Source organism: Microbulbifer variabilis ATCC 700307 (genome assembly GCF_000380565.1).
In the GTDB taxonomy this organism is placed as follows: Bacteria; Pseudomonadota; Gammaproteobacteria; order Pseudomonadales; family Cellvibrionaceae; genus Microbulbifer; species Microbulbifer variabilis.
Genome location: NZ_AQYJ01000023.1, coordinates 307,661 through 332,995 on the forward strand (window position 1 = coordinate 307,661; position 25,335 = coordinate 332,995).

22 protein-coding genes are annotated in these 25,335 nt (G+C 51.2%); 7 read left to right on the forward strand and 15 right to left on the reverse strand.

Annotation, left to right across the window (positions count from 1 at the left end):
- Positions 1-540 precede the first annotated feature (540 nt).
- The 8 genes from G367_RS0106630 to G367_RS23265 form a co-directional block, all read right to left on the reverse strand.
- Complete coding sequence (locus G367_RS0106630; RefSeq protein ID WP_020412333.1) at positions 541-939, reverse strand: hypothetical protein; 399 nt, start codon at positions 937-939, stop codon at positions 541-543.
- 501 nt (positions 940-1,440) lie between these two features.
- Positions 1,441-1,713 carry a hypothetical protein gene (locus tag G367_RS0106640; RefSeq protein ID WP_157533384.1) on the reverse strand — a complete coding sequence of 91 codons (273 nt, stop codon included), beginning with the start codon at positions 1,711-1,713 and terminating at the stop codon, positions 1,441-1,443.
- 46 nt (positions 1,714-1,759) lie between these two features.
- Positions 1,760-2,092 carry a hypothetical protein gene (locus G367_RS26045; RefSeq protein ID WP_157533385.1) on the reverse strand — a complete coding sequence of 111 codons (333 nt, stop codon included), beginning with the start codon at positions 2,090-2,092 and terminating at the stop codon, positions 1,760-1,762.
- A gap of 220 nt (positions 2,093-2,312) precedes the next feature.
- Positions 2,313-2,702 (reverse strand): hypothetical protein, encoded by a 390-nt coding sequence (locus G367_RS0106645; protein WP_020412336.1) that lies wholly within the window; start codon positions 2,700-2,702, stop codon positions 2,313-2,315.
- A gap of 74 nt (positions 2,703-2,776) precedes the next feature.
- Complete coding sequence (locus tag G367_RS0106650) at positions 2,777-3,289, reverse strand: HAD family hydrolase (protein ID WP_020412337.1); 513 nt, start codon at positions 3,287-3,289, stop codon at positions 2,777-2,779.
- 112 nt (positions 3,290-3,401) lie between these two features.
- Positions 3,402-3,797, reverse strand: a complete 396-nt coding sequence (locus tag G367_RS0106655) for a hypothetical protein (protein WP_020412338.1) — start codon at positions 3,795-3,797, stop codon at positions 3,402-3,404.
- Between the two features lie 38 nt (positions 3,798-3,835).
- Entirely contained in the window at positions 3,836-4,174 is a 339-nt protein-coding gene (locus tag G367_RS0106660) for a hypothetical protein (RefSeq protein ID WP_020412339.1), read from the reverse strand.
- Positions 4,175-4,274: 100 nt separating this feature from the next.
- Positions 4,275-4,616, reverse strand: a complete 342-nt coding sequence (locus G367_RS23265) for a hypothetical protein (RefSeq protein WP_020412340.1) — start codon at positions 4,614-4,616, stop codon at positions 4,275-4,277.
- Between the two features lie 212 nt (positions 4,617-4,828).
- Between G367_RS23265 and G367_RS26050 the strand changes: the two genes are divergently transcribed.
- Positions 4,829-5,014 (forward strand): hypothetical protein, encoded by a 186-nt coding sequence (locus tag G367_RS26050; protein ID WP_157533386.1) that lies wholly within the window; start codon positions 4,829-4,831, stop codon positions 5,012-5,014.
- Positions 5,015-5,111: 97 nt separating this feature from the next.
- Here the strand turns inward: G367_RS26050 and G367_RS0106670 are convergent, their stop codons facing one another.
- From G367_RS0106670 to G367_RS0106685, 4 genes are all read right to left on the reverse strand, one after another.
- Positions 5,112-5,402, reverse strand: a complete 291-nt coding sequence (locus G367_RS0106670) for a hypothetical protein (protein ID WP_020412341.1) — start codon at positions 5,400-5,402, stop codon at positions 5,112-5,114.
- A 123-nt stretch (positions 5,403-5,525) separates the two neighbouring features.
- Complete coding sequence (locus G367_RS0106675; protein WP_020412342.1) at positions 5,526-5,945, reverse strand: hypothetical protein; 420 nt, start codon at positions 5,943-5,945, stop codon at positions 5,526-5,528.
- Between the two features lie 151 nt (positions 5,946-6,096).
- Complete coding sequence (locus G367_RS0106680; RefSeq protein WP_020412343.1) at positions 6,097-6,513, reverse strand: hypothetical protein; 417 nt, start codon at positions 6,511-6,513, stop codon at positions 6,097-6,099.
- Between the two features lie 123 nt (positions 6,514-6,636).
- Entirely contained in the window at positions 6,637-6,921 is a 285-nt protein-coding gene (locus tag G367_RS0106685; protein ID WP_020412344.1) for a hypothetical protein, read from the reverse strand.
- Between the two features lie 1,162 nt (positions 6,922-8,083).
- On the opposite strand from G367_RS0106685, the gene nagK reads away from it, so the two are divergent.
- Genes nagK through G367_RS0106710 form a run of 4 tightly spaced genes read left to right on the forward strand, consistent with a single transcriptional unit; the run spans position 8,084 to position 12,622 of the window.
- Positions 8,084-9,028 carry an N-acetylglucosamine kinase gene (nagK, locus tag G367_RS23270; RefSeq protein WP_020412346.1) on the forward strand — a complete coding sequence of 315 codons (945 nt, stop codon included), beginning with the start codon at positions 8,084-8,086 and terminating at the stop codon, positions 9,026-9,028.
- Between the two features lie 58 nt (positions 9,029-9,086).
- Positions 9,087-10,085 carry a glucosamine-6-phosphate deaminase NagB-II gene (gene nagB-II / locus G367_RS0106700; protein ID WP_020412347.1) on the forward strand — a complete coding sequence of 333 codons (999 nt, stop codon included), beginning with the start codon at positions 9,087-9,089 and terminating at the stop codon, positions 10,083-10,085.
- A 29-nt stretch (positions 10,086-10,114) separates the two neighbouring features.
- Positions 10,115-11,245: an N-acetylglucosamine-6-phosphate deacetylase gene (gene nagA / locus G367_RS0106705; RefSeq protein WP_020412348.1), complete on the forward strand. Its 1,131-nt coding sequence runs from the start codon at positions 10,115-10,117 to the stop codon at positions 11,243-11,245.
- 51 nt (positions 11,246-11,296) lie between these two features.
- Positions 11,297-12,622, forward strand: a complete 1,326-nt coding sequence (locus G367_RS0106710; protein WP_020412349.1) for a sugar MFS transporter — start codon at positions 11,297-11,299, stop codon at positions 12,620-12,622.
- Between the two features lie 115 nt (positions 12,623-12,737).
- Here G367_RS0106710 and G367_RS0106715 read toward each other — a convergent pair whose 3' ends face one another.
- On the reverse strand, positions 12,738-13,787 hold the full coding sequence (locus G367_RS0106715) for a LacI family DNA-binding transcriptional regulator (protein ID WP_020412350.1): 1,050 nt from the start codon (positions 13,785-13,787) through the stop codon (positions 12,738-12,740).
- Positions 13,788-14,207: 420 nt separating this feature from the next.
- Here G367_RS0106715 and G367_RS0106720 point away from each other — a divergent pair, with 420 nt between their 5' ends.
- Positions 14,208-16,829: a TonB-dependent receptor gene (locus G367_RS0106720; RefSeq protein ID WP_020412351.1), complete on the forward strand. Its 2,622-nt coding sequence runs from the start codon at positions 14,208-14,210 to the stop codon at positions 16,827-16,829.
- Positions 16,830-16,997: 168 nt separating this feature from the next.
- On the opposite strand, the gene nagX is transcribed toward G367_RS0106720, so the two are convergent.
- Entirely contained in the window at positions 16,998-18,119 is a 1,122-nt protein-coding gene (gene nagX, locus G367_RS0106725; RefSeq protein ID WP_020412352.1) for a transmembrane glucosamine N-acetyltransferase NagX, read from the reverse strand.
- Positions 18,120-18,340: 221 nt separating this feature from the next.
- Positions 18,341-21,697 (reverse strand): chitinase C-terminal domain-containing protein, encoded by a 3,357-nt coding sequence (locus G367_RS0106730; protein ID WP_157533387.1) that lies wholly within the window; start codon positions 21,695-21,697, stop codon positions 18,341-18,343.
- Positions 21,698-22,326: 629 nt separating this feature from the next.
- Here G367_RS0106730 and G367_RS0106735 point away from each other — a divergent pair.
- Complete coding sequence (locus G367_RS0106735; protein WP_020412354.1) at positions 22,327-25,056, forward strand: family 20 glycosylhydrolase; 2,730 nt, start codon at positions 22,327-22,329, stop codon at positions 25,054-25,056.
- The last annotated feature ends 279 nt before the right edge of the window (positions 25,057-25,335 follow it).

The window sequence follows — 25,335 nt, forward strand, 5'->3', positions numbered from 1 at the left end:
CGGAGGTCCGTTGTCTGCCCTTGTTTGGTTGTTCTTGCCCGATTCTGATGTTGAAAATCCTTTTCTCTAATGGGTAAATTGAGATCCACTTTCGGCAGCTACCGAAGGCTTTGTTTACCACAGTTCGTTGCAGAGCCGGTTCATAAAGACCGATAGCAAGTAGGAACGTGACAGGCACTCACTAGGCATAATTCGAACAGTCATGTGGGCTTTGAGCCCGAATAGCATTGACGATGATGCTCCTCACCATCTAGATTTCTACTAGAGACGGTACTCTGAAACCCAGTCTATCTATATGAGAATAGAGAGGCATGTAAATAAACATAAAAGTGCCATACAAAAGAGTAAAATTCCTTGTGAATTTTCCTCTTCTAATCCTTCTAGTTCTTTCCAAGCCCTTTTACTGCTTTTCTCGCCATTTAAACACTTATAGCTACCATGCTCTTGTCAATAACGCCCACAGCAGGAGCGGCAGAAACGTAGTGTAGGCCGCCCCGCGCAGGCCCGAAGGCGAAAGGCCGGAGCAACCTGCCTGTATTTTTAAGCATTTTTTCGCTCTGCAAGTTTTAACATGCTGCATATCACCAAGGCCATTAACTCTGCAGCTAGAGTGAAAAGCAAGAGCACTATTGGTGCGACGATAACATGTATTTGTGTCGCTGATGTGTCTGAGTTTTCAGCGCGACCGTTCAAGGTGTAGTAGGTATAAGCAACCATGCTTAAGGCTACAGAAAAGATAGCTACAAGCTTGAAAGGAAGCTGGGGAAAACTGGAAAATTTAGAAACACCTTGTAAGATCAGATTGGCCAATATTGGCGCAGCTACAGCACCAAGGTTAGCTACGCAAAAGTCCCAAAAGTTGAAATAGCCTTCTTCGTACCAATTGTAAATCGATAGCAAGAAAATAAACGCTATCAGAATCCAAAGATATTTGTTCATACTTATGCTTAACGTTGCTGACACGCGCTTGTCGTGTGCTCAGCATTATTAAATTTTTTAACGTCCATAAGGCCACTCCGAGCCAATCGGCTCTGAAACATGCCAATAAAGAAGCTCGATGTACCGCAGGGGGCCATATACCCATACTGCAACTTGTCCTACCCCGGCAGCGAATGGCTGAAGTGAACCAATAAAGTCCCCTCTGCGCACACTATGCTGATATATCTTCTTATCAGTCCCTACCTCTGATTTGTAACCAGTCGCATGTACGAGAATGTCACTATGCCTGATCTCAACATATCCCAGGAGGTAAATTGCTAAAGCAACTAGGAGAGCTATTTTTTTCATGAAATTTAACGCCTCAATGTGCGGTGAGTGTTAGTGAGTCCAGCCCAAGCTCGCTTGGGCGATGCACCATTGACTTGTTATGAGTGATTCCTAGCACCAACTCGAATTGCTTATAGTTTTGTATTTGATAAAGACCTACTGATGCAGATTTAGCTAATGGCATTGACCATCCGCCACGATACAGCCAACGCCCAGAATCATTGCCACCAGTTTAAAGCCCTTTGACCAATCCATTCGTATCTTTTTGTCAGACGCAACCTTGGTTTGCCACAATGAGTAAAAGGCTTCAATGTCTTTTGGCTGAGTTAGCTCATTTATTTTTTTGAACTCACCATCAAAAACTGTAACGGACTTATTCTCTGCAAATGCCGCGCTACAAAATAAAGTCAGTGACAGAAATAGTATGTTCTTCATTAAATTACTCATAACGCCCGCTGAGGCCCGAAGGGCCGTAGCATTCTGCTTGCGTTTGTTAGGTGATTGATGCTTGCGCAGAGCTTTGCGTACCACTTTCACTTGCCGATAAATAGTGATTCCATACACCCGCTGCACCTGCAATTGCTACGCACACTAGAAAGCAGCCGATACATCTAAGGGCATTTACTCTATTTTTGTTACCTAGATCAGTAAACAAAGAAGGCATGAAGACCGCAAATGGGAGTGCCGCTCCCCATTTTCGATTTTCCCTCATGTTCTTGTTCGCTGCAAAGATATAGAAAAAACCAGCGATTCCAAATCCTAACCCAGCGACACTGGATAGCAAGAATAATACGTAGCTGACTAAGGCTATTCCTTCTGTACTCATAATCACCTAACGCCTTGCGGAGGGGCGAAGGGCGCAGCACCTTGTCCCGCTTGCGCAATTGTTATGTTTATGGCTGGCATGGTACTAGGTACTTAGCGTCAGGTTTTGGGACATTTTCTTCTTTTCCATTTATCCAGTAAGGGCTAGGGTGGACTAGGGAGAAAGATGGTAGTTCGATTTCCATTTCCGTACCACCTGAGGTTATGCTCCCCCGAACAGCTCAATATCTCCCAATTGTTCCCCACCCATGGTGAACTACTCTTGAGATGGTAATCTGAGTGCCTGACGGAACCTCAAATAGCATAGTCCTCTGTTTTTCAAATAGGAGCTTATCGAATTGTTTTTTATCAAATGCTTCACGATTTTCAAGATAAACAGTCCAGCTAGACGGAAATCCACCTTGTCCTACCGCCTGCACACTATTACATAGTTCGCTATTTTCATTAAATCCAGTTAAGTCAGCACATCGCCCTTCGTAAATGAATGCATTCTTCTTGAATTCGAAGCACTGCCCGATTAAATGCATTGCTTCAGGGGCCTCGCCCATATCCATGGAGGTGATGCAACCTGCCAGCAACGCAGGCAATAGTAAAACTAATTTTTGATGCATAAAAAATAGTTCTTAGTAAACATAACGCCCGCGTCATTTGCCGCAGCGCATCGGAGGTCAAATGCACGCGTTTATTATATTTTCGCCGCATTCTTTAGGTTGCTACCCTTTAGCGACACAATTTGATCTGCCAAAGTGAAAAGCTCTTCATCAATGGTACTGCCGTAGTATGGTTTAACTTCAATCACATTATTGTATTCAGACTTCACCAGATGTGGCTTATCATCAATGACTATAAAATTTTCGTAGCTCCAACCTAGCTCAACGATTTTTCTTGTATCTTTGACAAACGCATCATAACCGTCATTTTCAGTTATTTGAGCGCAATCTTCCCTAGTCAAAAGAAACTCTAGGTTATCTACACCACCAAAAAGTCTTTTAACGATATCCTGAATATACAGGCCATAAGACGCTGTCCAAACCGCTAAAACGAAATGCTCGGACAATTCTGCAAGGAGTCTCTCGGCTCCGGGCCTTATATGCACCATCGCATTTGATATAGAAAAACTTGGTTTCTTACCAATCCATTCATGGCATGAGTGAATTAGTGTTTCATCCAAGTCAAGAACAACTAGTTGCCTGCTCATAGTGCCCTAATAAATATAACGCCTACGATAATGGGCCGCAGTGCCGGCGCGAAGCGCCGGAACGGAGGTCCGAGGCCACTTGCGGCCGGGCGTTGATTGTATTGTTAGGCATTTAAGAAAACCATTCCTTTGACTCTTTTGCATTTAGCAGTAGAAACACGAAAAGAAAACACACTGCCTCCCCTATATCCGTGTATATAGAATACTCCTCTAAAGGGGTATAAATACTCATACCTGCAACCAATAATGCCAGAATTAGAAATGTATTCTTCGGATTGTCACTTCTAGTTCGGATTGAGCTTGAAACCCAATATAGAATTCCGGCCCAAACCGGGATAAATAGATAGTTATATATATCGTAGGGCCCTTCTTCCGAGGCATAGGTCAGCTCTTCAATTAGAAAGATTATAAAGCTAAGCACAATAAACCCAAATGCAAAATATATTGTTTTTGGCATCACTTTCGTATCTGTACTTAAATCTGATTCTGGAATTTTGTATGGGTCCATGATTTATGCCTAACGCCAAGCCTTGCTGCCTGTGATTGTTAACTTTGATCTACGCTCTTGAGCTTAACTCGCGCACTTAGCTTCCTAGCAATACCAGTGAGTACAGAGTCAAAGGGATTTTCATACTGAATAAAACGAACCCCATGCTCAGTAAAATGAAAGCAAACTTTCCCGTCGTAAGGAAATCGCTCTAAGTTCATAGAGCTTGGAACCCAGTAACCAGATCCCGGAATCTCAATTTCTAGAAACTCTTTTGTAAATGGGTTTTGCTGAATCAGTTTATCGGTGACTAGAAAGTTCGGCTCTCCACCCGCAACTTCACGCCATTCATCAACCGATATCCTTCCCCCATCCCTTTCTATGATGCAATGCTTCATTGGCTACTCGTAAAGCTAACGACCACAGCACGGGCGGCCAGAGCGCAACGTAGGCCGTCCCGCGAAGGACCGAAGGGCCGTAGCAACGTGCCTGTAATTGTTAGCTGCCTTTGCGTAATTGCTCATTATATATTTCCTGTATCTCAGCATGGCCAACTACTCTTGAGCCTTCTCGAACCTCCAGATGAGCACCAGTCTCTAGGCATTTTGGGTATGCCTCTGGCGTGATGAATTTAACAAACGCTAGAGTGCGCCTGTTAGGTTCCGCAATCCCCGCATCAATAAACCAATGAATTGTAGTCGTGAGGTAGTCGGCTTTAACCCTGTAATGAGGTCGGTATCCATTCTTTACGATGATATCTTTACCGGAAAGACATATCTGCACAAGAACATCAGGCTCCCAGTCTGGATTTTCAATTCTATTGAATTTATCAGATATCACATTTGTCTCTTACAACAGTTAACGTTGCCAACAGGGGTAGCCGGAGCGTTTGCGTGCGAAGCGCGCCGCGTAGGCTGTCCAGCCTAGCCCCACTGGGGCTGGGCGAGCCTGCTTGGCCTAGTTATGGGGCCCCATTGTATAATAAGTACCCCTGAATTATCCCATAAAATAACACACCCACCACAACACTACTTGGGACATAGTAACGAGCGTTGTTTACCGGTAAAGCCGCTGTCAATAATGCTGAACAAACTGCTGAAACCACAGCAACACCAAACCAATTTCCCTTTAACCCTGGTGAAACTGCCCAAAGTACATATGCCATGGGAATCAAGCTTGAAGTAAAAAGACAAACCATGAATTTCCACAGATATACACTTAATTTTTGGTCTTTGTGAATTTGGCTCAATTTCTAGCCCTATAACGCTTCAATAACCGGCAGCCAGAGCGTAGCGTAGGCTGTCCGGCGCCGAAGGCGCGTAGTTCATTGATTTGTTAAACATAATACACCACCAATGCCACTAGAACTAAAATTAACAACAGGTAGATTGGTTTGATCTCGATGGAGCCGGCATTCTCTGCCTCAGCCTCTAGCTTCAGTAGTTTTTCGGTATCGCCAATATTGTTTAGGAGCATTTTGTTTGAGAATTTCGCAATCCTAATACTCCATTCATTAGGGCCAAGCTCTTCTAAAGAATCACAAAGGGCAATCAGCTCTCTAGATTCTTGTTCGGGGAGACTTTCAATAACCTCAGAGATCAAATCATGCAACTCGATAATATCCATTAGATGTTTAACGCCGTGCTAAGCGGCTGATTTTTATTGATTTGAATTTGTGCTATTCAAGCACAAATTTGAAGCAATGAAAATGAGTCCGCCTTAAGCGCCTTGTTAGTTGTCGCCTCTAATTTACTCATTGAATTCGCCACTTAGTTTTGAATTTACACGTACCATGGTAACAACATCATCTTTTAGCCAGAACTCAATTTCTTTACCGGTATAATTGTATTCTTTATAATCGCGATCATTAACGTCCAATATAAGCTCAGGAAAAATCGAATTTAGCTCAATGTCTGTCAGTCCTACTGGTTTGATTCCTTCTAGAGTTACTTCCTGTGAAGTGATGTTTATTCCCCACAATTTAAACTTTTCATCCGGATTAAAATACAGTTCTAAGCCCATATTGTGGTACAGCCATATTTCAGAGCTGACGCCATCGGCTCCACCCTCATTATTTATTTCATCAGGGAATCCAAATATTTCTCGAGCTTCACTTAACAAAGCACCGAAACTGATGGCATCTAATCCTTTAAGTGGCTCTATGTTCATTGGCAACTAACGCCGCCAGCAGGGGCAGCTTACCTTGTGCACGTTTTGCGCAAAAATGGGAGCGTAGCGACCTGCGCAAAACGTGCACAAGGTAAGCTGTCCCGCGGAGGGCCGAAGGCCCGGAGCTTTTTGCCTGGCTTTGTTATGAGTATTACTTGCTCCAAATTGTTTCAGAGCCACTATGTGGAGGAACCTCTCCCCAAGAGAGCTTTATTGACTGAACCTCGTTTGGCTGGTTTAACCCATTGAAGCTCATAACTACACCATGATCCATACAGCCACTTACGAGGATATAACCTCTTTTAGGGCGCAGCTTTATGATTTTCAAGTCAGCAAATTCTGGCGGCATTGCTTCGCCTTCACCGTGAAAACTATAGACACGCCGTACATTTTCATCAGCCGCTAGTTTCTCGAAATCACTGAAAAGTAATGCTAAACGTTCATCTGTAAGTGAGCGAGCCCAGACGGCCGCGTCTGAATTTCTCCCGCAGCTATCAGTGCCTTTTGAGCAAGATACAGAAAAAAGACAACTGACGACCATAACAATAATGCAAATTTGTCTTTTCATTGGCTCGTGCTGATTTACTCATAACGCCGTGCACAGCGGCTGGCAAAGCTGGCGGTTTTTGTGCGGCGTAGCTGCACAAAAAGTGACAGGTTTGACAGTCCGTTGCTGCGCCTTGTTATGTGCCTAGTCATATTTTTGCCAATTTGCCACTACATTTTGATATTGAGAGGGTAAATGAGCTTTGGCCTCTTGAATAGATGCGTATTCAGAATCTTGCTCCGACTCCCAATCAGAGTCACAACTAAAACGGTAGATAATCTCGCTATTGGGATACTTACAAAGTGCTAGACCGAATATCTCTGCAGCAACCTTTCCATCTGGAAAGCAAACAGTACCGAACGGCTTGGAACCAGACCACGCCCACTCTATAACTCTAGCCCCGTCAATTTCTCTAGGAGGATTGCTCATGACTCTCCTTGCACATAACAGTGTATTCAAAAGCAGCTGCATTATATCACCAGTCAATATACCCCAAGAGTAGAAGGCTTCTCTAGCCAGAAAAAAGTATATAAATCAGTATGTTAGCCAGCACTGGTGGAAAATTAATCTAGTGGATATATCGCGACTGAATTATATCCTGATATTTAGCTGCATTTGATCACAGGCGTAAATCATTCAAAATCAATAAGTTAGCGATTTTTTTACTGTGGATATGTGCGGCTGCTCTTGATCTTTGATATGGATAGCATGAAAAGTCAATAAGGTGTATACAAAAATAACAAATTCAAGTCACTACGGTTGATATTTGCCCAAAGCTAACTGTTAAACCAGAGTCTCTGGTCGACAGTCTGGTGCAGCCTATTTCAAATAGTGTTTACCGTACCAGAAGGCTTCTAACTTAGATAATGGGTGAAAATAACACTATTGCTACGAATAGAATGCCGACCAAGATCCCACAGCAATATTTTAAAAGTCTGTAAGATAATTAGGTTATTGAGAGATCTTTCCTATTGATGCGTGGGAAATATTTCAAGTAGCAATACTACTATTGTTTTTTGTGTTCTAACGTGAGAAACGCTGAAGGGTTCTAATTTAAGTGACCATTTTTATGTGTGACTGAAATTTTTCAAAGCGTAAATAGCCAAAAATATAGGTGCAGAAATAATTTTATTAGATTTGTTTAAGTGTTAAAGCTGCGTAATATCTATACATATTTATTAGTATAACGTGTAGCAATATGGTTTTGTCGCGCCTGCTGGGGCTCAATAAGCAGGTAATTTCCCCTGGGAGCAGGGGGAACAGATTCGATCACGTGTTCTGCCTCTGCGTTGGAGAGATTGCCATAGCGGGACAGTAGCTTGACCTCCTTTTGGGAGCCGAATGTGACGGGCGTCCATCTTAGGAGGGAATAACACTTTCCTGCAGTTAAGGTGTTCCAATTGACCTTTGGGGGGCGGCGGTATGCAGACAGGAAATTTTTAAAAATTGCTGACAACGCTGTCATCAATCTTGTAGTATGGCTACAAATAGTTAGCGCAGGAGCGTTTATTGCTCTTCTGGCGTTACTTCCGGGGGACTGGGAAGCCCGGATGTAGTACATAACAATACAAATTCTTAGAGGCCGTTTCTGATGGCTGCGTTGGGAGACAGGGAAATTCTTTATATCGGTATCGATGGAGGCGGCAGTAAGTGCCGTGCTTCAATCCTCAACAGTGACAATCGGGTGTTGGGCACAGGGATATCAGGCCCCGCGAATCCACTCCACGGTTATGCGCAAACAATAGATTCGATTGTGCGCTCCGCCACGCTTGCGCTTTCTGATGCAGGCCTTCCGCCCCAAGCGCTCGGTGAACTCGTCGCCGGAGTTGGTCTTGCGGGCGTTAATATGCCAAGCCTCTACAATGAAATGGATGCCTGGGCGCACCCCTTCAAACAGATGTTCCTCACCACTGATCAGCACTCGGCCTGCCTTGGTGCGCATCGTGGTGGTGATGGGGCGGTCATTATTGCCGGTACCGGTTCTTGCGGTTACGCCTGGGTCAATGGTGAGGCTCGCCTTTTGGGCGGCCATGGGTTTCCCCATGGCGATAAGGGCAGCGGTGCCTGGATGGGGATGGAAGCGGTCAAGTACTTGTTTCTGGCCCTCGATGGTCTCGCTGAAGATTCCCGACTGAAAGATGAATTGCTGTCAGCGCTGGAAAGTGCCGATGCCCAGCAAGTGTTTGAGCGCATTGGTGGAAAATCCTCCAGTCATTATGCGCGCCTTGCAGTGCCGGTGGTGGAATATGCGGAAGCTGGTGATCCGGTTGCGCTGGCGATCGTGCGTGATGGTGCAAGTTACATCAGTGACCTTGCGGATAAATTATTTGAAATGAATGCTCCACGGCTTTCCCTGATCGGCGGCGTTGCACCGCGCCTGAAGCAGTGGATGGCTCCGCATGTTGTGGAGCGTGTGGCGGAAGCCCTGGACCCGCCGGAGTTTGGCTGTGTTTATTTTGCTCGCCAATGTGTTGCCGAGGCGGCGAGTGGCAGTGCAGGTCCTATCGATGCCGATGAAAAAGCATTGTTCGGATAATTGAAAAGATTGGTACGGAATTGAATTTTCCCGCTGGAGCCGTTAAGGGAGACAGGTCATGGCGATGACAATTATGGAAACCGAGGCCCGTGAAGCCCCGGATTGTATTGCAGAACAGCTGCAGAGTAATGCTGCGGTAATGGCCCAGCTGGGTGAACGCCTGCGCAACAAACCGCCGCGGTTTGTCATGATCGTGGGGCGTGGGTCCTCTGATCATGCGGGCGTGTTTACCAAATATCTGATTGAAATCGAGACGGGTACGCCGACTTTCGCTGCGGCGCCCTCTGTATCCAGTGTCTATGGGCGCACGCTCAAGCTGGAAGATTCCTTAGTCATCGTCATTTCCCAGTCGGGCCGTAGTCCTGACATCCTGGCTCAGGCGAAGATGGCTAAAGAGGCCGGTGCCTATACCGTCGCTTTTGTGAATGATGAATCGGCCCCGATCAAAGATATCGTCGATTTGATGGTGCCTTTGAAAGCCGGGCCGGAAAAAGCGGTCGCAGCGACCAAAAGCTATCTGGCGACGTTATCCGCGGTGCTGCAGTTGGTAGCCAACTGGAAGCAAGACGAAGAGATGCTGAAGGCTGTTGCTGAACTGCCGCAGGCGCTACGTGGTGTGGTTTCCGCGGAGACCCAACTGCGTCCGGAAGATCTCGCTGCGGTGAAAAACCTGGTTGTGTTGGGTCGTGGACCGGGTTATGGCATTACCCGCGAGCTGGCGCTGAAGCTGAAGGAAGTCTGCAATATCCATGCAGAGCCTTTTTCCAGTGCGGAGTTCTTACATGGGCCGGTAACCCTGGTTGAGCAGCAGCTGACCGTGATCAATGTGCCGATTGAAGATGAATCTTATCAGGCGCATAGCGAACAAATCGCAGATATTATCCGTCGCGGTGGCACCCTGATTAATCTGCATGTGCCTGCAAAAGGCATACATCCACGCGTTGCTCCGCTACCTCTGTTGCAGCGTTTCTATATTGATGTAGCGCATATCGCTGTCAGCCGTGGGATTAACCCGGACGAGCCGGCAGGTCTGAAAAAAGTCACCCAGACGGTCTGAGTTTGACCGCTAGAGCAGGGGGGGTGCGCGTGGTTCAGGTGTTGCTGGCAGAGCGTTTGTTTGATGGTGAGCGGGTTCTCAATGATATCCCGGTCTCAATCAATGCCGATGGCAGAGTTGCTGCGATAGGTGGTGATGTACCGGCTTCTGGCGCGGAGCGCTTGCCCGGTACCCTGGCGCCGGGCCTGATTGATGTTCAGGTCAATGGTGGTGGGGGTGCATTATTAAACAATGAACCGACGTTGGCATCGTTGCAGAAGATGGCCGGTGCGCATGCCGGTTTTGGCACCACGGGTATGTTGCCGACACTCATCACTGATGAGGTTGAAGTCATGCAGCGTGCGGCGGACGCGATTAGTACCGCCTTGCGTAAAAAAATACCCGGCATTATCGGTGTGCACTTTGAGGGGCCGCATCTCAGTACTCCGAAAAAGGGTACCCATGAAGCACGTTTTATTCGAGGTCTCAGTCAGGCAGAGCTGGATATTTACGCGCGTGACGACCTGGGTGTAAAAGTCGTGACGCTGGCGCCCGAAAATGTTGCGCTGGAGGATATCCGCAAGCTGGTGTCGCTGGGCGTGCATGTGTGTCTTGGGCACTCAAATGCCGATGGGGCGACAACCGCTGCGGCATTGGAAGCGGGGGCGAGCGGATTTACCCATCTGTATAACGCGATGTCGCCGTTCCAGTCTCGGGAACCGGGTGTGGTCGGAACGGCGTTGATCAGCGACGATGCGTGGTGTGGTCTGATTGTTGACGGCCATCATGTTTGTGCGGATGCAATTCGCCTGGCTCTGAAGGCCAAGCCCCGGGGGAAATTGATACTGGTGACAGATGCCATGTCGCTAGTCGGTAGTGAAGAGACCAGCTTTCCTTTATTTGAGCGCGTGGTGACCCGCGAGGGTGACAAGTTGACTTCGACTACCGGAGAGCTGGCAGGTTCTCACCTCGATATGATCGGTGCCGTACGAAATATTCGAGACTGGTGTGATGTGCCATTAGAGGAAGCGCTGCGAATGGCCTCCCTTTATCCGGCGACGTTCCTCAGCGTGGAAGGTGGCCGACTGGCAGTGGGTGCGCCGGCAGACATGATTTTACTGGATAGCGAGTTGCAGGTACGCAGGACCTGGATTTCGGGCAGGGAGGTTCACAGCATTTGAAGTTTTTTTCGTAATACGTTCAAACAACAATAAATATAAAAGGTGCTTCTTATGGAATCCGCCGTTAGTGTTCAAAGAGAGACGCGCAGCAGCCTGTTGCCTATGGCAATTATCGGCATGCTGTTTTTCATTTTTGGTTTTGTGACCTGGCTGAATGGCTCGCTGATGCCGTTCCTGAAAGTGCTCTGTGATCTCACAGAATTCCAGGCGCTGTTCGTTACTTTTGCGTTTTATATTGCCTACACCGTCATGGCGTTGCCCATGTCGTTTATCCTGCGTAAAACGGGATACCGCGATGGCATGGCCATTGGCCTTGCGATCATGGCAGTCGCTGCGCTGATTTTTATTCCGGCTGTGCAAACCGGTAGCTACCTGGTTTTCCTGGTGGCTCTGTTTGGCTTGGGGGCTGGCCTGACCATTCTGCAAACGGCTTCAAACCCCTACGTGGTGAAGGTGGGGCCTGCTGAAAGCGCGGCCATGCGTATCGCCATCATGGGCATTATCAGTAAAAGCGCGGGTGTGCTCGCACCTTTGGCCTTTACAGCGCTTGTGCTGTCTGGCCTGACCGATTTCAATAGTGAATCACTGGCCGAACTGTCTGCGGCTGAACGGGAAGCCCAGTTGGCGGAAGTTTCCAGCCGCCTGATCATGCCTTACATCTACATGGCGATTGCGCTGTTCGCGTTGGTTGGACTGGTGAAGTTTTCCGGCCTGCCGGAAATCGACGAAGATGACGCTGGCCAATCTGAGGGAAGCTTCCTCGATATTCTGCGTTACCCCCAGGTTGTACTCGGCTCTCTGGCGCTGTTCGCCTACGTTGGTGTCGAGGTTATTGCGGGTGACACCATCGGCCTCTATGGCGAAGGTCTTGGTTTGTCCAATTACGCCGCCCTCACGTCCTACACCATGGTGTTTATGGTGATCGGTTACACCATTGGTGTTGTAGGGATTCCACGCTTTATCAGCCAGCAGCAAGCCTTGTTCGGGTCGGCGGTGGCTGGCAGCCTGTGTGTGGTCGGTGTGCTGTTTGGTTCACAGGAAAGTACTTTACTGGCCGATATCCTGTGGGGGTGGAGTGGTATCGCTCCAGTAGTCCCTGACACCATCACTTTCGTTGCCCTGATGGGGTTGTCGCACGCACTGGTGTGGCCTGCCGTCTGGCCTCTCGCCCTGGACGGTCTTGGACGTCTGACCGCGCAGGGGTCTGCGCTGTTGATTATGGGCATTGCCGGTGGGGCCATTATCCCAACCTTTGGTTTCGGTCCTCTGTCCGAAATCGCCGGTGAAGTGCGCACGGGCTACTGGGTAGCGCTGCCGTGCTACCTGTTCATCCTTTTCTATGCCCTGAAAGGGCATAAGATACGCAGCTGGAAATAATTCCGCTGCATGTTGCATCAGTCAGTTTGATTCTCGTCGTTGTATCCCTTTGGCTCGCGTGAACCTGCCCTCCTTAAAGGAGGGCTTTTTTTGGGGGAGGTAAAAGTTGGAAGGATCAGTTGCCCGGAGCGCTTCCGCTCGAATCACGTACGACGAGCTCGGGAGTGAATTCACGTTGAATACCCGCTTCCTTGCTGGCGCTGGCGTTCTCACCGGATGTTTTACCGCGCGCTTTGCTCAGCACGAGTGCGGCAGCACACTTGGCGATTTCGTTGTTGGGCTGGTGCGCGGTTGTCAGTTTCGGCCAGGTCTGCCTGGAGAAAGGGCTATCTTCGAATCCTACGATGGAGAGCTGGGACGGGATGTCGACGTTCATTAATCGAGCGGCAAAGAGTGCACCGGCCGCCATTTCATCGTTGCTGGCGAAGATGGCACTGGGTGGGTTGTCAGTACCAAGCAATGCTTTGGCACCCTGAACGCCGGAATCAAACGAGTACTCTCCTTTGAGAATCAGGGATTCGTCCACAGGGAGGCCGGCTTCCTTCATGGCATGCCGATACCCGTCAAGACGACTGTGGGTAGAAATGTGTTCTTCTCCACCGCAGAGGAAGCCGATGCGCTTGTGGCCGAGCCCGATGAGGTGGCGGGTGATATCAAACGCGGCGGCAGAGTCGTCTACCTGAATGCAGTTGTCCTGGTCCTTTACATCCGCGGTTTTGGAAACGATGCGTACGTAGTCTGCGTTGAGATCCTGGAGTGTCTCGATCACGGCAGGTGTTTCCGAAAAAGGCGGAGTCAAAACGAGTCCGGCCACCTTTGAGTGTTCGACCAGATTTTTCAGTTCATCGTGGACCGATGCCGATTTGGAGTTACTGGGATGGATCAGCAACTCATAGCCCCTGGCCTTACAGGCATTGAGGATACCGTTTTGCATGTCGATCACATAGTAGGCGTTCGGGTTGTCGTAAATAAACGCGATGGTATATGTCCGGGAGCTGGCCAAATTGCGGGCGGCCAGGTTGGGCTGGTAATTCAGGGCCTTGACCGCATCCTCGACCTTCTTTTTGGTTGCGGGGCGCACCGAGGGCTCGTTGTTGATGACCCTGGATACGGTTTTTATGGATACTCCCGCATGCGCGGCGACGTCGTTAATGGTGGCTTTCATGGGGCCGTCTGGTCCTTGAACTGTTTCGTCGGCGCTTGTCGCTGCACCGTTGGTCTGTCCGCCATCCTAGCAGAAATGACCGGAAATTCGCCGTGAGTAGCGTAAGTAAGTGCTGGATTTGATGTGGATGAAGCTTGCGGAACGGCCCCCCGGATTTTCCGCCCTTGAGCTAACGGCTTTAAATTAAAGGGTTTTGGTATCTACGAGGTGCGGAATGTCGTTACATCAATCGCTCGGACCGAAGGTTTTTTTACTCCAAAGACGGTAGCAATTCCGGGTAATCCTGTGTATCTTCGATTATTTAGAATGACAGCGCTATCATAACCTTAAATGACAGCGCTATCATTTTGCGGTACGAGGTGAAATAAAAAAAATTACTCACAACCTTCATATAAATAATAAGCAAGGAAGGGGAAATCGATGCTAAAGCGCAATCAACTCGCTCTGTCTATCAGTGCAGCTGTACTTAGTGGTGGCCTGATGGCTCCGCTGGCGACTGCCCAGTCGGATGAAGCTATTGAGGAAGTCTCTGTAACCGGTATTCGTGGCTCTCTCCAGGATGCCTTGAGCACCAAGCGAAATGCTGGTGCAATTGTCGACGCAATTTCTGCGGAAGACGTCGGTAAGTTCCCGGACAAAAACATCGCTGAATCTCTATCCCGTATCACGGGTGTGGCGGTAAGCCGCGAGTTCGGTGAAGGGGAACGTGTCTCTATTCGTGGTGCGGGTCCAGATTACAACCGTACAACCCTGAACGGTCAATCTGTCGGTACTGCTGACTGGTTCATTCTGGATAATCCGTCTCGCAGCTTCAACTTTACCCTGTTGCCTTCCACTCTGATCTCCTCCCTCGAGGTAACCAAGAGCCCGCAGGCTTCTCAGGACGAAGGTTCCCTGGGCGGTACCGTTAACGTGCGTACTCACCGCCCTCTTGATCTCGACGCGGGTCAGGCTGCGATTGCAGTAGAGAGCATCTACTCCGAAACTTCGGAAGAGTATGACCCGAGCATCTCTGGCCAGTACTCCTGGAAGAACGATAGCGAAACCTTTGGTGTGCTGGTATCTGCGGCCAAGCAGGACCGCACTGTTCAGCGTTCCGGTTTTGAAGTGCTGTCCTGGACCGACGAAGCCACTCCTGGCGTAATGGTTCCCGGTACCATGGGTACCCCGACTTTCTTTCAGGAGCGCGAGCGCGAAACTGTATTCCTGTCTGCTCAGCTGCGTCCGACCGACGAGCTGCAGCTGACTCTGGACGTGCTGGACACCAGCATGGACGCGGATAACATGAATGCCAACTGGCTGGTATTCGCAGGAGACAATGCGGTCGATCATGCAACTAATGGTCAGCTGAGTGGCAACAGTGTTGTGGCTTCCCAGATTTCTGGTGATGGCCGTGGTGTTGTGAACTGGATCAACCGCGTATCTTCCTCTGAATCTCAGTCCTATACCCTGACTGCCGAATATGTAACTGATGCATTCAGCGTTGATATTGTTGCCGGTAATACTTCTGCCAAGGGCGGTACCTATCGCGAGACTTCTTGGGAGTATGGTTGGTCCGGTGGCGACTATGAGTTTGACCTGAACGCGCCATCTCTCGACTCCAATCCTGCGCCTAGTGATGCAGATGCCTATGCCGCTGGCTGGATCTGGGGCGGTGAGCGCCCGACCACTGATGAAGAAACCTACTTCCAGGTAGATCTCGAGCTGCCGATAGAGGCGGGTGCATTTACCTCTATCGAGACAGGTGTCAAGGTTCGCAACGCCGAGCGTACCCAGCAGCGTATCGTATACAGCTGGCATGGTCCTGAGACTATGACTGGCAACGAGGATCTCGCTGGCTCATACCTTGATTATATCTTCGCAAATTGCCCGACTTTATCTTCTTGTGGTTTGAACTCTGGCGGCGTTGTGAGTTTTGATACGCCCGCCGGTGGTAACTCCACCACCGCACTGGCACAAATGCGTGACGTGATGGAGCAAATCGCGTTTGCTGGCTTGAACGGTGTCAGCGCCGATTACGCACGCTCTCTCGAGCTGGCCAATAACTGGGCAGTGGAGGAAGATATTTTTGCGGTATATGTTCAGGCGAATTTCGAGGGTGACAACTACCGCGGTAACTTCGGTCTGCGCTATGTATCTACTGAGCAAGCCTCTTCCGGCTACGAGTTCAGCAGCGATTCCTGGGGCTTCCAAACGGTTGATCGCGATTGGTTGAATCCGTCTTACCTGGCCTGGGTCACGGAAGATAACGACTACAGCGAAATCCTGCCGAGCTTTAACATTGCTTATGACCTGAATGACGATATGGTGATTCGTACTGCGGTTGCCCGTGTTATGGCTCGTCAGAATTGGAACCAGATTTCTCCGTTCGAGACCTTTGGTGCTCTGAATGCACCGGACCCCCAGGGGCAGGCCGGTAACCCTCAGCTGGAGCCGTTCCTGGCGGACCAGTTAGACGTTTCCTACGAGTGGTACTACGGTGATGTGTCTGCGTTCTCCGCAACGACCTTTATTAAAAAGAACCACAGCTACCTGGCTCAGGAGACCTTTACCGAAGCGCGTTACGATGAACAGACTGCTACCTGGGTTGACGTTGACTTTAGTCGCCAGGTGAATGGTGATGGTGGCCTGGTCGCTGGTGTTGAGCTGGCTGTGCTGCACGACTTCGACAACGGCTTTGGTGTTCAGGCGAACTACACCTACACCGATACTGGTTCCGATAGTGTTGTTGGTATCTCCGATACCATGGCTAACCTGATGGGTTACTACGAAAACGATACCTTCGGTGCGCGGATGATGTACAACTATCGCTCGGAGTGGAGCAAGGGCTTCCATTGGAACGGCAACCCGCTGTCCAATGACGCGTTTGGTCAGCTGGATGCGAGCTTCTCGTACAACGTCACTGACAACGCACAGATCACTCTGGAAGCAGTGAACCTCACCAATGAGCAGGTCGTAGAGTACAGCGAATATGAAGATCGTCTCATGTCCCTGTATGAAAATGGCCGTCGCTTCGTTGTGGGAGCACGATACAATTTCTAATCGAAGTTGAACGGAAAAAGCCGGGCATTGCCCGGCTTTTTTTGTCGCTGAATTATTGTAATTATGGGTATTGATAAATATGAGTAGCAGTATTTTTATCCCGTATGACCGGTACTTTGATTGTGGAAGTCGCAAGCAGGGAGTGGAGCAAAGCCTGATGGAGGCTCCCTAGGGGCTGACAAACAGTTTTCGACGGTAAAGCCAGTGGAGAATAATCCACTGTACCGCCAGCACACCGATAACAATCACCAGGTTCCCGGCATCCGCAGAAGAAAATACAGAGGCAATGCCGCCAAACAGGCTTTTGCTTGTGTAGGTCCAGTTCACCAGGCTGCTTGCCATATACACCAGAATGGCATTGCAACCGATCACGGCAAACAGAGTGGTAAACCCGCGCCACTTCCATATATCCGAAATCAGATAGAAGCAACCGAGGAACAGCAGGCTGCAACCAATGGTGACGAGGGAGAAGGATCCCGTCCATAAATCTTTATTCACCGGGTAAACCAGGTTCCAGGTCCATCCGAGTGCGCATAGGGTGATACCCGCGAGGAACAATCCCCTGAGCAGTTTGCCTGGCTGGTCTCGGTGCAGATGCAGCCAGCGGCCGGCAAAAACGCCGGCGAGGGCATTGGCGACGGCGGGCAGGGTAGACAGCAGCCCTTCAGGGTCGTACGGCTTGCCTTGATAAGTGATGCCCGGCAGGCAGCATTGGTCTACCGCAGCGTTAATTGATCCCGAGATACTGAAATCCCCCAGTCCGAGTTGCAGGAGCCAGTAGCCAAGCAGGATACCCGCAAAAATCAGGTACTGGGCGATGGGGCGACAGTGCCAGACAATCAGTGCGGCAAAGAACCAGGCAAAGCCAATGCGGGCGAGAACACTGGCATAGCGTATTTCGGACAGGTCGGGGGGAACACTTGCGCCCCAGCCGTGGTTATAAAGCACCCCGAGACCCACAAGAATCAGCAGTCTTTTGATCGCTTTTTTGTAGGCGCTCTGGCGTTGTTGTGGTGGCTGGCCCCGCAAGGTTTTATTGGCCAGACCGAGGGTAACTCCGGAAAGAAAGATAAACAGTGGGAAGATCAGGTCATACAGGGTAAATCCATGCCATGTACTGTGCTGCATCTGTGCTTGTCCCCACGCAAAAGCACCGAGCCCGGTCAGGGACAGAAGCGGGGCGAACAGGGATTCGCCCCCAATAATCCAGAACATATCAAAGCCACGCAAGGCATCGACGGATGCCAAGCGCCTGTGGCTAGTGGGAGAGTAGTTGGTCTGTTGTTGCATGCTACCGCTTGATTCCGTATCAGGATTCATGAGTGCGAGGCGGTCATTGTTGTGCGTGCAGTTCGGGAAGTTGCGCTTACGAGCATGAGAAAAATTCCTTGGTCAAAAAAAAAGGCCCCGGAGACCGGGGCAAGTACAGGAGTAATAACCTGTAACGTCTTCAGAGAGAAATTGGCAACATCCTGTTGTAACAGCGGAGGGCTTCCTGCCCCCGCTAAAACTCAGTTCACGTTGCAGACAAATTCCCAGCTGCCATCGGGGCTTCCTGGAACCGAATTTGTCCACCACTTTGCTCGGTATACGCTGCCATCATGAATGATTTGTTGACCGCCGCTGGCGTGATCGCCAGAGGGCCACTGTGGATAGGTCACCAGTCCACTGGTATCGATACCGGCGTCGGCGCAGCTGGTCCCTCCGCTGCCTCCGCCAGTGCCGCCGTCGCCACTACCCGCAGGCGTCGCCAGAGGCAGTTCCGGATGCTCGAATGCCAGTGCGTACGTTGTACCGTTCACGGTGGCTGTGTAGGCCTGAGGGCCTGAAACGGGCAGGTAGTAATTCATGGTCATATCCCAGGTCTCGCCATCGGCAAGATCCTGCCAGCCCGGCAGGGCGAAGCGCACGCGGTGGAATTCGTTCTCGAGTCCGCCGACATTGCCGCCACCGGAATTGGCCCCGTCCTCAATGACTTCGAGACCGGCACCACTCTGATCGGTAATGATGTTGGATGTCGACGTCGGCATATCGAACTCAAATACAGTACCGCCGGGCAACACACCACCGGTGTTATTGGTAATGTACAGCTTGGGGTTTAGCGGGTAGTTCTGGTCGCCGAGTTTGAATCCGGAAATTTCGATACCCACATCGATCGCTTCAGAAGGGATTACGCGATCACTGCGCTGCTCGCGATAGGGCACTGCACTGGCAAATTTGTCGTAGGCGAGGGTCGTCAGGGTGGAGCCCATATAGTACTCGCCTTTGGCGGCATCCCAGTCGTAGTCACCGGCGAGTTCCCAGAACATGATGCCACCGACACCCTGGTCGATGACGTACTGTACCTTCGCGTCCATTGACTCTTCGTCTTCTGTGGAAATATACACATTCTTGGTGCTGTTCCAGAGCCACGGCGCTTCAGACACGGCATCGTAGTTACGTACGTAAGTGCCGACAAACGCATCGTCCGGGTCGCCTGCTGGATCGAGCCCGTAGTCCGTGGCATAGGAACCGAGAATGCCATTTTCCAGATTCTTGGCATGCCACATAGGGTTGGAGCCCGCGCCCATTTCCACGCTGTTTTCGTCCAGGTCGTGCCACATGTTGTCGATGCCAATGGCACCGTAACCGCACTTGGCAGAGCCGCCGGTACCGGTCGGACAATCGGACTGGTTTGGCAGTGCGGCAGAGCCGCCCAGGCCGTTGTTGCCACCGCTCACGCCCTGCCAGCCTCGGGTGTAGTAGGGAATACCGATATTAATTCGGCCCGGGGACATGGATCCGCGGAAGTACTTCACAGCCCAGTCGATATTCAGGTAGCCAATACCACCATACTGGGAAGTGGAGTAAACACTCGCGGCGGCCAGTTCCGGATCTTCGCCGTTGTCGAACAGTGCGGAGTTGTGGCCCACATATTCATTCCACGCGCCGTGCAGGTCGTAGGTCATGATGTTGACGTAGTCCAGATACTGGGTGATCTGCATGGTTTCCATGCCGCGCAGCAGGTATCCGGAGGACGGCGAGGCGATGGTGAGCATGTAGTGGGTGCCATCTTGCTCACCCGCGATGTCCAGCTTTTCACGCAATACACGCATCAGCTCCACATAAGATTTCATGAGAGAACCGCGCAGCGGATTGGCGATGCCAAAGTCCAGCGGGTTGCCGGCATCGTTCATTGAGGTGGGATATTCGTAATCGATATCGACGCCATCAAAGCCATACTGGCGGATAAAGTCCACGGCGGAGTTGGCGAACGTTTCAATGCCGGCATGGTTGATGCTGCCATCGGCATTGGTGGTCATGGTATAGAAACCACCATTGGCAACACGATCACCAGATTCGTTGAAGTAACCACCGGTTTCTGCCCAGCCACCGACGGAAATGAGGGTGCGCACTTCAGGATGCTGCTTTTTAAATTTATTCAGCAGGTTGAAATGGCCCTGATAGCTGAAGTCCGCATCCATCTCTGCGCCACTGACGCCGGGCCAAGTCATGCCGGTGGCAGGGTTGGCGGGATCGGCGGTATTGCCAACGGATACTTCGTTGCTGTCATTGATATGGGCGAAAGCGTAATTAATGTGGGTGATCTTGTCCCAAGGGATATCGTTCACCAGGTAGGTGGGCTGTCCATTGGCACCGTTTCTCCAACTGGTGAAGTAACCAATGATCCGGCGCGGATGATCGGCCCCCATGATCTCCCGGCCTTCTGCGGTATAGATATCGCAGTAGTCCGGTGCCGTCCCGGGGCTGGTAAACAAGCCATCGGGACGACAGGGGAAGTCACCCGCTACGGGTTCACCGTTTACGGTGATTGAAACCGGCGCGGAGTCAGTGAACTGGTTAGCGGTATCGAATGCTCTCGCGAAAACGGAGGCACTGCCGGGAGTGGCGACCCAATCGATACTAAACGGCGCACTGGAATCTTCGCCCACTTTCTGCCCGGCGACAAAGAACTCCACTTTGGAAATCGCACCTTCTGTATCGCTGGCTGTGGCCGCGATGCTGACACTGGTGCCTTCATCAAACACGCTACCGTCGACAGGATTATTCAGGGTTACGGTTGGCGGGATATCGGGTGTGGTGACGTTGATATTGGCTGAGTCTGATTGAGTGCTTTGGCCATCGTTGTCGGTGGCCGTTGCGTACAGGACATGGCTGCCTTCGGTCGCTGTCCACTCGATCGCGTAGGGTGCGCTGGTGTCACTCCCCAGGCTGTTACTGTCGACGAAAAACTCTACCGAAGTGATGCTGCCATCTGCGTCACTGGCGCTGGCTGTGAGGGATACAGTCGCACCGGTATCCAATTGCGTACCGTCTATCGGGTTGTCGAGCGAGATGACCGGGGCCTGTGGGCCGCTCACGGTGATGGTGACATTCGTGGTGAACGCGTCCTGTCCCGTGTCGTCCACTATGCGTGCGCGCAACACCGGGTTGCCGGCAACGGCGGTCCAGCTGGCCTGCCAGGGTGCGCTGGTATCTGTACTGATAGCGCTACCATCGACGAAAAATTCCACACTGACGACCTGGCTATCATCGCTCGCGTCCACGGTAATGATAACGCTGTCATTTTCGCTAAATGTCATACCGTTGGTGGGGGCGGTGATGGAGCCGGCTGGAGGCTGGTCAACAGCACCCTCACAGGCGCCTTGCAGCGTCCATTCCTGATACTGGCCGGAGAACTGCTCCGGATTCTGGTTCTGTGTCCACCAGTTGGCCCGATAAGCGTTGCTGTTGTACTGGACTTCTGCACCGCCGTTGTAGGCGGTTGCGGCATCCCAGTCCGGGAGGCCTGTGCAGTCCACGGCATGCGCCTGGCCTGCGGCAAAGATCGCCACGGCAAGACTGCCGAGCGCGAGAAAGTGTTTCATTGGGTTCACCTTGAGTAAGTTATTTTTGTTGTTGGTCATCGGCAGTTAGGTGACGCGATTGCCAAAATGACATCGCTGTCAAAATATCATCGCTTATAGGGAATCGCAATGCAGAAAGGGACGAATTACTACGGGGTAAAGACAATTAAAATGAAAGTTCCGCCACTGGAGTTGATATGAGACCCGTATCACGATCAAAGCGGAACATTAAGAGAATATGACTGAGGCAAGACATTGCGTCTTGTCCCCGGGGAGATACGGTGTGATCAACCTGAATCAAGGGGAGAAAACGAGTGGTACTGGTAGGTTGCTTTTCTGCCTTAAGCAGGGGCTTTACCGGTGGTGATCATTACGGTTCACCGACCAGCTCGCCAGCCGGTAAGGGAGGCGCAGGAATAACAAAGTTAAATGGAAGCCTACATGAAGCCAATCAATCTATTGAGAAACCCAGCCCTTCTGGTGGTAGCAATCGCTGCAGCGTCTGCTTCGGCAATATTAACGGGTGCCTGAGATCTACCCGGCCGACTACCGCTTGTACGTGAGGCAAGTTCACTGGTTGACAGCGTTGTCTTTTTCGTTATTGTGGACCTTGCAATCACTGGTGCCATAACAAATAGAAAAGGACTCCCATGCTTTGCGCCATCCCCTCCCTGAATAAGACCAAGCTAAGAATTTCAGTCTTTTCCCTGGCCTTGGGATTGACGATCGCCCTGACGGGTTGCGGTGGGCACGACAATCCGGAACGGGGTTCGGCCCGGCAGATTGCCGAAGATTTCTCGGTGCAGTTGGAAGTGCTCACCAACTACCAGGCGACCGGCGACGAACTTGCAGAGCGTTGCAAGCGCGAAGGCGGTAGCGGGGCAATTTGCTCGACCTACCGGATATCGCTGACCAACGCCGGCGAGGCCGCTTTGGCACCGGGTGCTTTGGAATGGAGTCTCTACTTCCACAGTGTGCGCCGTACCCTGGCGCTGATGAACCGTGACGATTTGCGCCTGGAGCATGTCAAGGGAGATCTGCACCGTTTGGTACCTCTGGCCCATTTCCCGGGGCTGGCACAAGGGGAGACGCTGCAGCTGGATTTTCTCGCCGAGTACTGGTTCCAGTTCGAATCCGACTTTATGCCGCGCCTGTTTACCGTCGATGCGAACGGACAGGCACAGGTTATCCAATCCACCGACTCCAATAGCATTGCCGAACTGGTTCTGCCGATTGAGAAAAACCACTCCGATAATTGGAAGCGGGCATCCACGGATGCCAATGTCCTGGCAACCGCAGCCAGTCGGTTTGAGGAATTCTCCCGGCGTGGTGTTCAGGAAGGTGATCAGTGGCAGTCCCGTATTATCCCCAAGCCCCTGAAGCTCGAAAGTCGTGGTATTGCCGTTGATATCAGTGCGGGTCTTTCTGTAGATGGGGGGGCGTTATCGACCGCGACCCTCAACGTTATAAAACAGCGTCTGGATGCCTTTGGCCTCGTTGGTGAAGGCGCTGGAGCCTATCCCGTATCAGTGGTGATCGATACAAAGCTGTCTGCGAATACTGCAGAATCTTACCGGCTTGAGGTGGGTGAGACAGGCGCTTTGGTGACCGCCGCGGACCAGTCGGGCGCCTTCTATGGACTTCAGTCATTACTTGGCCTGATCAATGTACGCGCCGGCACGCTGATGACAGCCCGGGTTGAGGATGCGCCGCGTTTCCCCCATCGCGGGCTCTTTCTCGATGTAGGCCGTAACTTCCATACCAAACCGCTGGTGCTCAAGCTGCTCGACCAGATGGCGGCTTATAAACTCAACCGTTTCCACGTCCACCTGTCTGAGGACGAAGGTTGGCGCCTGGAAGTGCCCGGTCTGCCAGAACTCACTGAGATTGGTTCTCGCCGCTGTTTCGACCTGGAGGAGAACCAGTGTCTGTTGCCTCAGTTGGGCTCTGGCCCTAATACGGATAACAATGGCAGCGGCCATTTCAGTGTCGAGGACTACATCGAGATTGTTCGCTATGCCGGTGAGCGTCATATCGAGGTGATCCCCGAGTTCGATATGCCCGCCCATGCCCGGGCTGCGGTTGTGTCGATGGAGGCGCGTTATCGCCGACTGGTGGAATCAGATCCGGAAGCGGCTGCGCGCTACCGACTGATTGATGCAGAAGACAACAGCCGTTTCCTGTCGGTCCAGTTCTACGACGACAGCTACGTTAACCCCTGCATCGACTCCACTTACCAGTTTGTGGGCAAAGTGATATCTGAGGTGCAGGCGATGCACGAGCGCGCAGGCTATCCGCTGCAAAGCTGGCATTTCGGTGGCGATGAGGCCGTCAATATTTTCGCCGGTGACAGCTTTGAAGATGCGCCAGGGCAGGACCCCGCCAAAGGAGATGTTGACGCTGGTGCTCGCAAGCAGCCGTGGTCGGGCTCCCCTCAGTGCCAGAAGCTGGTTGCCAGTGGCGCGGTTGCGGACATCTCGGAGCTGGGTAGCTACTACGCGCGCCGTGTTGCCTCTCTGGTCCATGATACCGGGATTCCCACGCTCGGCGCATGGAATGACGGTGTTAAAGCTGTAAAAGATGCCAGCGAGGAACTCGCGACAGAAAACAACTATGTCAACTCCTGGGCCCCGCTGTTCTGGGGTGGTGGTGATGAAAGCTCGCATTTCGCCGCCGTCGGATTTGACGTGGTGCAGTCTCACTCCGACTTTCTGTACTTCGATATGCCTTACGAGGTCGATCCGAAGGAGCTTGGTTACTATTGGGCGTCACGCCATACCGACACACGTAAGACCTTCAGTTACGCCCCCCTGGTCACGGCCCAACTGGCAGAAGTATCTACTGATCGCGATGGCAATGCCTGGTCGGCGAAAGCGGCAGATGAAAGCTTTGCCAACAGCGTACGCGGTATACAAGGTAATCTGTGGAGCGAAGTGGTGCGCACCGATGCGCAGGTGGAATATATGATATTCCCGCGGCTGCTGGCCCTGGCCGAGCGGGCGTGGCACCAGGCGTCCTGGGAGTTGGATGCGGTCCCGGGGCAGGAGTTTTCTGCTGAGAGTGGTCTCGTTGATGTTGCCGCTTTGGAGGCGGACTGGAGAGGATTTGCTGCCGCGGTGGGGCACAAAGAGCTACTCAAGCTGGATCTTACCGGGGTAGGGTATCGCATCCCGGTGCCTGGGGCGTTGAATGATGAAGGATATCTAAAAGTTGCCCAGGCCCTCCCAGGGCTGGTCACCGAATACTATGATGGTGAATCCTGGCGCCCCATCACATCCGAGACACCAGCAGAGAAAGTAGATGCCATTCGAGCGCTTAGCGCCGATGGCCGCCGCGCCAGTCGCGCTGTATCTTTCAGTGTTGTGGAAGAGACACTGTAATCTTCCAACTCTTGGGCCTCGGCACGGGGCCCTTCCTTCTTACGCTGAGTGAGTTGCTTTTCCAATTTCCGAATTTTTGCAAGTGCATTCCTTGGCTCAAGACTGTTCTGATGCAGATTATTTTTGTAGGTCCGACCGGTTTACTCTTTTTCACTTTCGACTTTTCATCCTACTTACCGTCATTAAACTCCTTGCGCCAGCGATAGATCAGGACCGGATGTATATCTAATGCCTCGGAAATATAGGTGACTTGGATATAATTATGATTTGCCAACCTAA